The 12,413-nt window shown below is 40.1% G+C and carries 11 protein-coding genes; all 11 read right to left on the reverse strand.

From position 1 onward, the window contains the following. Positions 1-381: 381 nt before the first annotated feature. The 11 genes from thrS to FC36_RS07660 all read right to left on the reverse strand — a co-directional run bounded on the left by thrS (position 382) and on the right by FC36_RS07660 (position 12,399). A complete protein-coding gene (gene thrS, locus FC36_RS07610; protein WP_025020783.1) occupies positions 382-2,331 on the reverse strand; it encodes a threonine--tRNA ligase in 1,950 nt (649 codons plus the stop codon). 290 nt (positions 2,332-2,621) lie between these two features. Continuing rightward, positions 2,622-3,620, reverse strand: coding sequence for a primosomal protein DnaI (dnaI, locus tag FC36_RS07615; protein ID WP_025020782.1), 999 nt, complete (start codon positions 3,618-3,620; stop codon positions 2,622-2,624). 11 nt (positions 3,621-3,631) lie between these two features. Next, positions 3,632-5,086, reverse strand: coding sequence for a DnaD domain protein (locus FC36_RS07620; RefSeq protein ID WP_025020781.1), 1,455 nt, complete (start codon positions 5,084-5,086; stop codon positions 3,632-3,634). Beyond that, complete coding sequence (nrdR, locus tag FC36_RS07625) at positions 5,079-5,573, reverse strand: transcriptional regulator NrdR (protein ID WP_025020780.1); 495 nt, start codon at positions 5,571-5,573, stop codon at positions 5,079-5,081. Before nrdR ends, FC36_RS07620 begins: the two co-directional genes overlap by 8 nt. 14 nt (positions 5,574-5,587) lie before the next feature. Then, entirely contained in the window at positions 5,588-6,190 is a 603-nt protein-coding gene (gene coaE / locus FC36_RS07630) for a dephospho-CoA kinase (protein WP_025020779.1), read from the reverse strand. Next, complete coding sequence (mutM, locus tag FC36_RS07635) at positions 6,191-7,018, reverse strand: DNA-formamidopyrimidine glycosylase (RefSeq protein ID WP_025020778.1); 828 nt, start codon at positions 7,016-7,018, stop codon at positions 6,191-6,193. A 47-nt stretch (positions 7,019-7,065) separates the two neighbouring features. Then, a complete protein-coding gene (polA, locus tag FC36_RS07640; RefSeq protein WP_023859348.1) occupies positions 7,066-9,714 on the reverse strand; it encodes a DNA polymerase I in 2,649 nt (882 codons plus the stop codon). A gap of 45 nt (positions 9,715-9,759) precedes the next feature. Further along, positions 9,760-10,470, reverse strand: coding sequence for a Bax inhibitor-1/YccA family protein (locus tag FC36_RS07645; RefSeq protein WP_023859349.1), 711 nt, complete (start codon positions 10,468-10,470; stop codon positions 9,760-9,762). A gap of 11 nt (positions 10,471-10,481) precedes the next feature. Continuing rightward, positions 10,482-10,934, reverse strand: coding sequence for a MaoC/PaaZ C-terminal domain-containing protein (locus FC36_RS07650; protein ID WP_023859350.1), 453 nt, complete (start codon positions 10,932-10,934; stop codon positions 10,482-10,484). 65 nt (positions 10,935-10,999) lie between these two features. Further along, positions 11,000-11,974, reverse strand: a complete 975-nt coding sequence (locus FC36_RS07655) for a 3'-5' exoribonuclease YhaM family protein (RefSeq protein ID WP_023859351.1) — start codon at positions 11,972-11,974, stop codon at positions 11,000-11,002. Between the two features lie 86 nt (positions 11,975-12,060). After that, positions 12,061-12,399 (reverse strand): YlbF family regulator, encoded by a 339-nt coding sequence (locus FC36_RS07660; RefSeq protein ID WP_025020777.1) that lies wholly within the window; start codon positions 12,397-12,399, stop codon positions 12,061-12,063. Positions 12,400-12,413: the final 14 nt, after the last annotated feature.

Below are 12,413 nucleotides of genomic sequence, written 5' to 3' on the forward strand. Positions count from 1 at the left end.
TCAATTTAAAAAGTTTTATGACTCATTTTTTACTAGCGAATTGACTTCGCAAATGTCTAAATCCACTTAATGTGGCCCTACACATTTGGTTTGTCGAAACTTTGTTCAGTTTTCAAAGATCTACTCGCTGTCTTGCGACAACTTCTATATTATAACTTTTCATCAAGATATTTGTCAACATTTTTTTATATTTAAATTTTTTGTTAACCTTTATATCGTACCCGTTACGGATTTTTCGTCAAATAACTAACTTCCGTATCCGGCGACAAGTAATATCTTATCGTAATTACTAAATTTGGTCAAGGATTTTTTTAAGTTTTTTTGTGGATTTTTTACAACAAAAAAACCGCCTCAAAAATGAGACGATTTTCAAAAAATAAATTAGTCGTTCTTGCGACTGTATGATTCCAAATCACGATTCAAGATAGCGACAAATTCATCAAACGACATAGTGGTGGTCGTTTCTTGACCGTATTGACGGACGGTTACCGTACCTTCATTCTTTTCGTTGTCACCTAAAACTAAAGTATATGGTACTTTATTGACTTGAGCTTGACGGATTTTGTACCCCATCTTTTCATTACGGTCATCAATGGAAACCCGTACTTGATGCGCGGCTAACTTGCTACGTAAGCTAGCTGCATAGTCAAAGTGCGCTTCGTTGTTAACCGGAATAATTTCCACTTGCTTTGGTGCTAACCAAGTTGGAAAGGCGCCCTTGTACATTTCCGTTAAGTAAGCAGTGAAACGTTCCATAGTTGAAACAATCCCGCGATGAATCATCACTGGGCGGTGATCTTCACCATCGGCGCCAACATACTTCAAGTCAAAACGTTCTGGTAATAAGAAGTCCAATTGAATAGTCGAGAGCGTTTCTTCCCCACCTAGAGCTGTCTTGGTTTGGACGTCCAACTTAGGACCGTAGAAGGCTGCTTCTCCTTCGGCTTCGAAATATTCCAAACCTAAATCATCCATAGCAGACTTCAACATACGTTGAGATTTTTCCCACATTTCATCATCATCATAGTATTTTTCTGTGTTTTCTGGGTCACGGTAAGAAAGACGGAAACGGTAGTCAGTAATATCGAAATCAGCATACACTTCCACCATCAATTGTAAAGTCCGCTTGAATTCTTCTTCGATTTGGTCTGGCGTTACGAATGTGTGACCATCATTCAAAGTCATTTCACGCACCCGGGATAAACCAGTCAAAGCCCCAGATTTTTCATAGCGGTGCATCATCCCTAATTCCGCAATCCGTAATGGTAAGTCACGGTAAGAGTGGATGTGGTGGTTATAAACTTGAATGTGAGAAGGACAGTTCATTGGACGTAATTCCAACATTTCACCGTCACCCATATCCATTGGTGGGAACATATCTTCCCGGTAGTGATCCCAGTGACCAGATTGCTTGTACAAGTCCACGTTGGCCAAAATTGGTGTGTAGACGTGTTCGTAACCCCAAGCTACTTCTTTGTCGATAATGTAGCGTTCGATGGTCCGGCGGATTGTGGCTCCATTTGGCATCCAGTATGGCAAACCAGCACCAACCTTAGGATCAACAAAGAACAAGTCCAAGTCATTACCGATTACTCGGTGGTCACGTTCACGAGCTTCTTTTTGACGTTCTAATTCTGCATCCAATTCCTTTTGCTTATTAAAAGCTGTGGCATAAATTCTTTGTAACATTGGGTTAGATGAAGCACCCTTCCAATAAGCCCCTGCCACGGAAAGTAACTTAAAGACTTTGATACCACCTGTACTTGGTAAAGCTACCTTAGCAGAAAAATCATAGAAGTTACCTTGCTTAAAGGCAACAATCTTGTCACTCACTTGAGCTTGGTCTTCAATTAATTCAGTTTGGTACTTGTCACCAGCTACTAAAGCTAAGGCTTGGGTCTTTTCTAATTCCAAACGTTCAATCGCAATGTTTTCCTTGATAATAGCTTGCATCTTTTGGGCAACTTTATCGAAATCAGTTTCAGCAACTTGGCCTTCGGCATTGTCAGTATCAAAGAAGAAACCATGTTCTGTCACACCGCTCATCCCAAACTTCATATCTGGATATAATTGGCTTAAAGCATTCCCCATTACTTGTGCAGCAGTGCTCCAAAGGACTACTAAACCATCTTCAGAATCTTTAGTTACAATTTCGATGCTCCCATCTTCAGTTAAAGCTTGGTTGTAGGCCACAAATTCACCATTAAATTTACCTGCCACCGCTTTTTTCGCTAAAGAAATTGAAATTGATTTAGCGATATCCTCGGTCGTTACACCGGCTTCAAATGGTTTTACAGCACCATCTGGAAAAGTAATTTTTACTTCTGACATTATTTTACCTCCTAATTTTCATGCAAGAAAAAGACGTCCCCATGCCTATCTAAATAGACACCAGGGACGTCTTCTAACGCGGTTCCACCCAGGTTTTAGCTTGCGCTCTCCTTTGTGCTGGTAACGGTCGCACCGTTCTAGCTTTGCACTAGACTCTTAGGTGATAGTGGTAAGTTACCAGTTAGTTGGCTTGCAGTCTCGACCAACTTCCCTGCGTTTGATAACCGTTTGTCTCTCACATGATTTAACTACATTTAAACACTAACTCGTATAAATTGCAAGCAAAACTTCTAATATTCGAAACCTGTCAAAGGACCTTGAGGATAATCTGGTTCTTCATAAGATACGTTAGTTTCTGGATTACGCCAGTTTTGATCCTCCATAGTAATCTCACGCGCCAAAAAACGCACCCGTTCCATAATTCGTCTGGCTTTTAAAGGCTCTTTTTCGCCACGATTATTTACTGCTAAGTATTCTTCTTGTAGTTGTTGCATGGACAGATTGGAGGTAAAGCAAGTTGGTAGTTGCTCTTGCATTCGGTATTGTAAAATCACTCCGAGCACTTCATCTCTGACCCAGGAACTCGACTGATCAGCTCCAATATCATCAAGCACTAATACCTGGGCATTTTTCACCTTGTTAATATAAAGCGACGTTGTATTGTCTGACAAAGCATTTTTTACATCAACCACAAAAGAAGGATAATTAACCATAGTCACTTGCACCCCTTGTTCGACCAGATAATTAGCCATACCCGCCATAAGGAAAGTCTTCCCAATGCCGAAACTCCCTTGTAAATAGATACCCTTGGTAAAAACTTGTGGATTTTCAATGACCTGGGATGCAAATTCTAACACGGCCGTATAAGCTTCCAAACGCTGACCATGCTGACCGGAGATGGCAAAATCATCTAAATTAGCCTGCTTGGTATTTTTAGGCATATTAAAGACCTTAAAACGTTGGTCCTTTTTACGCGCTGCTTGCTTAGCTCGCAAGTAAGCTGTCGGCGCATAGTAAATTTCTACCATGTGATTAGAAATCCGCAAGTTGGGCGTATAACCACCTGTTTGACGCTCATCACCTTGCTTAAGCTTAGCCTTAACTTGGAGATACTCATACAAGCGACTAACACTTTTGGCGATACCATCCTCGTTAATTTCGTCTTGATGTTGAGCTAAGAAAGCTTGAATTTCGGGATCACCTAAGACTTCACGCAACATATGCTCATACTTTTGCGCATCTTCACCTTTGAAAAATTTCGCAAAAATGATTTTACCCACTGAATCCACTATTTTCACCTCTATTTCTTAGTCTGATTCCTTTTTGCCAACTCTGCTAATTTGGCCTTTAAACGGCGCTCTTTTTCTTCTAAACGCGCTCTTTCAGCCGCATCGATTTTAGGTGGCCGATAACCTTCTTGAGCCCATTCAGGTAAAGTTTCCTTTTGTACTAACCTACGTTTGCCATAAAATCCCCGTCTTTGACCGCTAGCATTACCACCACCTTGAGCCGCTTTTTTGCGGGCATTATTGTCTGCTATAATCTTACTCAAAGCTTCCAATGGTGTTTGAATCCCATGCTTCGTCCAACTAGCCACTACTTTCTCAAAATAAACCTTATTGATACTATCCATATCCCGATCGACCAACATGTAATGAATGACCATGTTAAGTACCCCTTGAGGCATTACTTGCCGTTGCACTGCTTCACTAATAATTCTTTGTTCCTGGTCAGTAACTATAAAGTTGGGATTAATGGTCTTTTTTAAATCAACCAAAAAGTCACCTGGATCTGATTCTTGACAAGACTGCAACAACTCACCATATTCTCTGAGCAAACTGGCTTCTTGTTGATTCTTAGGCTGTAATTCTGGAACCGGGGCACTTTCAGCCAGCGGTTGACTTGGCACCATTTCCTGTGATTTAACCTCCAAGCGATCATGACTTTGCTTCGCCAAGGTCCGAAAACGTTCATCGTTTAAATCCTCAAGATTATAGTCATAGGCTTGTTGCATTAATTTCAATAAGGTAAGTTCATTAAAATCATACATTGCACTGACAATTTTGATGTTGTGGTGATGTTTTTCCAAAATATCGTCTTGTAAGTGACTACTTTGCACCAGTTGTGCCAAGTAGTTCCAATCAATTTTAGCTTCAATCTCATCCACCATTTGACTCTTAATTTTTTGCGGTTCCTTAGGACCGCTACTTTGCTGCATAAGCGTATCTTGTTGAATTGAAAAAACATTTAAGAAGGTTTTAGTAATTTCTTTGGCTTGAGGATGAACCACTGTTTGAGGACAGTTTTCTTCCTTAAGTTTTTGATACTCGTAGTTGCCCACTTTCTCCAATAAAGCCGTACTCAAGAGGTCTTCATTAAAAAAGTGGTAACCCGATAAAGGCCGCAACAATTCATAGATAAAAAGCTTCCCTAAAGAATCTTCTTGAACAAAAGTTTTCAACAAACCACACGCTTCCAGCCGAATGCGGGCAAAATAAAAGGCGGACACATCAAAGTCCAGCCTTTTTAACATTCCCTTATGGGTTTGACGATCGGATATTTGGGGGTGCGCCACAATTCCCTGCGCTAAAAAGGTATAAAGACCCACCGCTGCAGTCCCGATAATCGGCTGGTATAAAGCAGCTAATTGGCCAAAATCAACTGCATTAATTTTTTCACTTGCTGAAACAACGTAACTGTCTTCAGCATCTAAATCTTTCCAGCCAAAAGTTAGGCCTGCATTCATATTAATCATCTTTCTTCACCATTTGTTGTGCTTCTTTACCTTCATTGCGGGCGATTAAGCCTTGTAATTCTTGGGCAAAGGCTTTCATATCCTTAAATTGGCGGTAAACACTCGCAAAGCGAATGTAAGTAATATCATCAACATCCACTAAGATATCCATGACATACCGCCCAATCAATTGACTTGAGACTTCATTACCACCAACTGCCCGAATCTTATCTTCAACTTCCTCAACAATTCGGTCGATTTGCTTAATATTAACCGGACGTTTTTCTGCCGCCCGAATAATCCCTCGGCGAATTTTTTCACGGTTAAATTCCTCGCGCATCCCATCTTTTTTAATTACTAAGATCGGTGTTGCTTCTGTTCTTTCAAAAGTGGTAAAACGAAAACCACATTTCTCGCATTCTCGTCGTCTCCGGATGGCTTTACCATCATCAGCAGGACGACTGTCTATTACTCGGGAACTATTATTTTGACAATGGGGACACTTCATTTTCTCACCTCAGTCTAGCACGCGCTAAAATTATTATTCTCTAGCCATTCTATCACTTTTTGTCGGGTTTGTTCAACTGTTCCCGAACTATCAATTACAATATCAGCTTGGGCTAATAACTTTTGCGAGTCAACCTGACTGGAAATTCTAGCTTGAGCCTGGGATTGACTAAAACCATTGCGCGCCATTAAACGTTTCAACTGCAAAGCATAAGGTAGATAAACCACCATGACTTGGTCACAGTATTTTTCATAGCCATCATCAAACAAAAGCGGAATATCTAAGACAACCAAAGGTACCTTTTGTTCCTTAGCTTGCGCTAATTGCCGTAAAATTTCCGCCCGAATTAAAGGACTGGTAATGGTCATCAATTTCTGTCGCTGTTTTTCATCATTAAAGATTGTCTGCCCCATTTTAACACGGTCTAACGCGCCACTTTCTGTCAGATAATCTGGCCCAAAAGTAGCACTAATCTCCGCAAGGCCCTGACTTTTCGGAGCGACAACCTGACGGGCAATTAAATCAGCATCAATAACCTGGCCGTATTTCTCCAAAAAATTACTAATGGTTGACTTACCGCTAGCAATGCCTCCTGTTAACCCTAAAACAAAGGTCATCTATTTCACCTGCTGACAGTTGGGACAAAAATGGGTACCTCTTTGCCCCACCACAATTCTTTCAATTGGTGTCTGACACCGCGGACATGGTTGACCGGTTTTTTGGTAAGCTTGAAGTTCAAACTGAAAGCCCCCTTCATTTTGGAAAGCATCTGTGTAAGAACGAATCGTTGTTCCCCCAGCTTCTACAGCACGGGCTAATTCCTGAATAATATTATCGTGTAGGATTTGCACATCTGCTTGTGTTAGGTGATTACATGGAGTTTGAGGATGAATTTTAGACATCCACAAGACTTCATCCACATAAATATTACCTAAACCAGTCACTAAGTTTTGATCCAAAAGAGCTGGTTTAACGGCTTTTTTCTTTTTTTGTAAACCTTGATAGAAAGCCGCCACCTTAAAGTCTGCCGCCACAGGTTCTGGCCCCAATTTTCGCAAAGAAGGTAATTGAGTTTCGCTACCAGTTTTTATCAAGCGCATACGTCCAAATTTCCGCACATCATTGTAGCGTAATTGTCGCCCATCATCTAGATTAAAAATCACATGAGTATGTTTACGAATAGGAGCACCTTTCTTTTCTACAAAATACTTACCTTCCATACGCAAGTGTGAGACGACTGTCCAACCATCACTAAAACGTAACAGCAAAAACTTTCCTCGGCGATCAACATCTTCTAAAACTTTCCCTCTAAGTGTAGTCGCGAATTCTCGACTATCACCTTCAATCATTTTGGGATACATGATTTCAACTTCAGTAATTCGGCTTCCTTGCACTAACTTACGTAAACCACGCCGAACCGTTTCAACTTCTGGTAATTCTGGCATTACTTTTACCTCCCGATAAATTGTGTCAAATTTACTTTTATTATACCTTATTTTTTAGTATCAAACCAAGTAATACCATGCTTAGATTCAACCTTTAAGGGTACTTCTAGGGAAACCGCCGAATCCATCACTTCAGGAATTATCTTTTGTAAAACCGGAATTTCTTCCTTAGGCGCTTCAAAAATTAATTCATCATGTACTTGTAAAAGCATTTTGGCCTGTAAACCTTCTTGACGCAGGCGCTTATTCACATTAATCATGGCTACCTTGATAATATCTGCAGCACTCCCTTGAATCGGCGTGTTCATCGCCGTTCTTTCTGCAAAGGAACGCAAATTAAAGTTTTTAGCGTTAATATCTGGTAGGTAGCGCCGACGATGAAAGATTGTTTCTACAAAACCTTCTGCTTTAGCTCGTGCAACACTTTCATCCATGTATTTCTTTACACCAGGATAATTTTCAAAGTATTTGGCGATAAAATCTGCTGCTTCCTTACGAGACTTACCAATATTCTTAGCTAAACCAAAATCACTAATTCCATAAACAATCCCGAAGTTAACCGCTTTAGCTTGGCGGCGCAGATTCTTAGTTACCATACTTGCATCTTCTAAACCAAAAATCTTCATTGCCGTTGCAGCGTGGATATCTTGTCCTTCTTTAAAAGCCGCCTGCATGTGCTCATCACCAGAAATATGGGCTAAAACCCGAAGTTCGATTTGAGAATAATCAGAAGAAAAAATCTCCCAACCCTTATGGCTCGGAACAAAAGCCTGCCGAATTCGACGTCCTTCTTCCAGTCGGGCCGGAATATTTTGTAAGTTAGGTTCCACGGAAGATAGCCGCCCCGTTGCGGTTAAAGTTTGAGTATAACGGGTGTGAATTTTACCATCAGCACTAATAACCTTCAACAACCCCTCAATGTAAGTTGACTGCAATTTAGCTAGTTGCCGGTATTCCAAAATATCAGCTATAATTGGTGCTTGGTCTTGTAATTTTTCCAAAACATCTACCGCTGTTGAGTAACCTGTCTTAGTCTTTTTGATGACAGGTAAGCCCATCTTTTCAAATAAAATGATTCCCAGTTGCTTGGGCGAGTTCAAATTAAACTCTTCACCCGCCGCTTGATAGATGTCAGCTTCAATAGCAGCCAAGCGACTAGCCAATTCAGTTTGCATATTTTTTAAACAGAAGGGATCAGCCTTAATTCCAGCAATTTCCATTTGCCCTAAGACATAAGCTAATGGACGTTCAATTTCTTCATAAAGAATTTCTTGTTCATTAGCCTTAAGCTTATTTAAAAGTTGGGACTTCAGTTGCCCAATAGCTTGTACCTTAGTAGCCAAGTGTGGCAATAACAGGTCTTTTTCCGGGCAAGCTCGCTTAGCACCTTTACCATAGACTTCTTCATCACTTTTCACCCCATAGAAATCATGCAACATTGCTAATTTCCCAAGGTCATTACTATTCTCACTCGTATCTAGGAGGTAAGATACTAAAAGTAAATCAAAATTCACCCCACTAAGTTTAACACCTAAACGATTTAAACCAACTAAAGTCCGTTTCAAGTCAAAAACATTAACAGCCACTTGCTGATTCTCTAAATAATCTTTCAATGGCGCTTCAGTTATTTTTAAAACATCATCAGAAACATAGACTTGCTGATCGATTTGAATGGCAAAGCCCCAAAAGTCAGCCGTATGGTAGTTATCATCGGCCATTTCTAAATAGAAATTTACTTCTTTAGCTTGAGGTAAAGCTTCTGTCAAGGTCGCTAAATCAATTATGGCCAGTGATTTATCAAATTCAACTTCAACCGTATTTGCCTTTAATTGTCCTAAAAAGCTTTTGAAATCAAGTTTTTGGTAGAGCTCTCGCAAGGCAACTTCATCAGGACCTGCATAAACTGTATCAGCCAAAGTAATTTCCAGTGGCGCATCTTGACGAATGCGAGCCAAATCTTGGCACATAAAGGCAATATCTTTTTCGTTAATCAGATTTTCTTTACGCTTAGACTTCTTCATCTCATCAACTTTCGCATAGATACCTTCTAAGCTACCATATTCTGTCAAAAGATTAATCGCTGTCTTTTCTCCAATCTTAGTTACCCCTGGATAATTATCAGAACTATCCCCGGTGAGAGCCTTCATATCAATAATTTGTTTGGGGTTTAAGCCACCATATTTAGCGGCGACTTCTGCTGGCGTATAGCGTTCAATTTCAGTGACCCCTTTGACCGTTGCTAGGACGGTAACCTTATCAGTCACTAATTGTACCAAATCACGGTCTCCAGTTACAATTACAACTTCCATTCCTTGGGCTTCAGCTTCCTTGGCCATGGTCCCCAAGATATCGTCAGCTTCATAATTTGGTAGGGCATATGTCTTAATCCCGTGTGCCGCCACTAATTCCCGTACGTAAGGAAATTGTTCCGTAAGTTCACTTGGAGTTTTAGAACGTTGCCCCTTATAATCGGCAAACTTTTTCGTCCGAAAAGTTTTCTTGCCGGCATCAAAGGCTACTAAGACCCGGTCGGGTTGCTCATCTGCCAAAATTTTGTCTAGCATCAATTTAAAGCCATAAATAGCACTGGTGTGTAACCCTTCCGTATTTTTAAAGCGTTCGACAGCATTAATTAAGCCATAAAAGGCACGAAAAGTCACACTGTTACCGTCAATCAATAAAAGTTTTTCTGTCATTAAATTTCACCTCAATGAAAAAAGCGGCTATTAAACCGCTTTTTGTTAATCCCGACCGTTAAGCCCTGTAAAGATATTCAATAATTGAATAAATAAATTAATGAAGTCTAAGTACAACTGTAAAGCCCCCATCAAAGCTAAGTTAGTTGGGTTAAGACTGTTACCATATTGTAGGTACATTTGTTTAAATCTTTGTGAATCCCAAGCAGTTAAGACACTAAAAATCAAGACTCCAATAAAAGAGAAGAAGAACTGGATAACTGTACTCCCCAAGAAGAGGTTAATTACAGAAACCACTATCAAAGCAATTAAAGCTGCCATGGCTTGACGCCCAATCCCTGATAAATCCTTTTTCGTGTTTGTTCCTAGAAAGGCCAAGACTACAAAATCTGCCGCCGCAGCTACAAAAGCCATGGTAATATTTTGGGCCGTGTAAGCTTGAACCAAAATGCCAAAGAAAATTCCTTCTAAGGCTGCGTAAATAAAGAGCATAGTGGCTGTAGCGACAGGGCTGCGGTCAGCTTTAAAGGACATCCCAAAAACTAAGACAATTTGCAGGATAAAAAGTCCCCACAAAGCCCAACGATTCATGGCGAAAAAGGTCATAAATTGCGTTTGGAAAACCGCAGTAGCTAGATAAGCCACTAAAGCTGAAACGGCTACGGCCCCGGCCATAAACCCATACATCTTGGCTAAAAACTTGTTTAAGCCTCCATCAACGATAATTTCACGTTGGTTTGGATCAAAGTTATTCATATTTTTACCTCCTACTCTACGTTAGCTAACATCTTAGGTGGACGGACCATAATCACCGCATCTAAAAGGCGGTTGTCTTCGTCATCCATCCCTTCCACAGATATTGTGACAACTTCCTTCATTAAGTCAATTTTAATTACTTCGAAGTTAAAAGTTACATATTGTTCATGATACACAGGAGAGATTAAATTCACGTCGATATTCACAATTTCACTTCCTGGACCAGGCAAGTGCTTGCTAATGGCGCTGGTAATAATCCCTGTTAATAAAACCGGCGGAACAATCGGCTTTTGATACTCAGTTTGCTTGGCGTAGGCCATTTGAGTATATAAAGGATTGTTATCGTTTGTTAAACCTAAGTAAAGAAGAATATCTCTTTGACTAATCGTTTCTGTAACTGTCAAAGATTCCCCTTCTTTAATTTCTTCAATCTGTTTGCCGTACCTATGCACATCATCTGTCATGTAACGGTCACCTCCATTAAATTCTTGCTTTCTATTTTATCATAACCAACCGTGCTGCTCAATTTTTAAGCCTTATTTTCCGGTTTGAAAAAAGCTCGACTGTCCAGACCAAAAATTCGGTCGCTAAACTCCCCGGTCGCCGTTTGATTTAACTTACCTTGCATCATTTGGATACTAGCATCGAGATCATCTAGGTGGTGTAAAACTTCAGCTTCCATCACTTGAGGTCTGACGGGAGAACCGTATTCTAATTGACCATGGTGGGCTAAAACCATATGACGTAATAACAACATGTTCTGTGAAGTAAGACTAAAATCTAAATCAGGATACTGGTTCGATAAATCCTGGCAAACTGCCACAATCTTTTCATCCACTAAGACAATATGTCCGATTAAATTACCTGCTAGTGTGTAACTCGTCCCTACTGGTCCTGAAAGCTCAATCACCTTACCCAAATCATGTAAAATTGCGCCAGCATAAAGTAAGTCACGATTTAAGTGTGGGTAAAGGTCTGCCACCTGCTTCGCTAAACGTAAGATAGATAAACTATGGTAAGCCAAGCCCCCCATAAAAGCATGGTGATTTACCTTGGCTGCTGGCGCTTGCATATAAGCTTTACCATTGTCATGCAAGAGTTTGGTTACAATAATCTTCCAAACTGGATTTTTAATTTCAGCGAGGTATTCATTAATTTCTTGAGCCATGGTTTGGCTGCTTTCAGGGGCTGCTTGTACATAAAGAGCAGGATTATTTGGCTCTTGGTCACTGGCTACATACATCTTATCAATTTTAATTTGGGGACTACCTTGATAAGACTCTTTACGTCCGGTTACGTGAACCACCGTTCCCACTTGGAAACGCGCTACATCTTCTGCACTTGCATCCCAGTATTTAGCCGGAACTTCACCTGATTTATCAGCAAAAATCAAAGCTAAGTACTGTTTCCCCGTCTTACTAGTCCGTACATCAGCCCCTTTTAATAATACGTAAAGATTAACTTCCTCGTTTAATTGATAGTCAAATAATTTTTTACCGTCCATTCTGTCCTTCCTTTCATCTTGCTTTTATCCTAATTTTACCACGCTTTGCACATAAAAACCCCCAGAAAACTCCAGGGGTCAAATTTTTAGTCTTGGTACATTTCATTAATTGGTTTCATCATGGCAGCGTGCGCTTCATTGATAATCATGCTTAATACTTGTTCTTTCATCATCAGTTCCTTTAAGCTTGGGAATTCTTCAACCTTTTGCCCTAAGGCCTGTAATTTTTCCATATCTTCTTGACCTAAAGTACCTTGCATTTGCTTAGCCTGCATTTCTTCTTGCATTTGACGAATATCCTTAAAAATTTGGTAAGCTTCGCCATCTTGCTTTAAAGTTTCGTAGGCTTGTTTCAAGTCCAAATATCCTTGTGTTTTACGTAAGTCTTGTTCTAATTGGTTAATTGTATCGTAAATATTAATCATTTTTATAAACTCCT

It is taken from the genome of Ligilactobacillus equi DSM 15833 = JCM 10991 (assembly GCF_001435735.1).
Classification (GTDB): Bacteria; Bacillota; Bacilli; order Lactobacillales; family Lactobacillaceae; genus Ligilactobacillus; species Ligilactobacillus equi.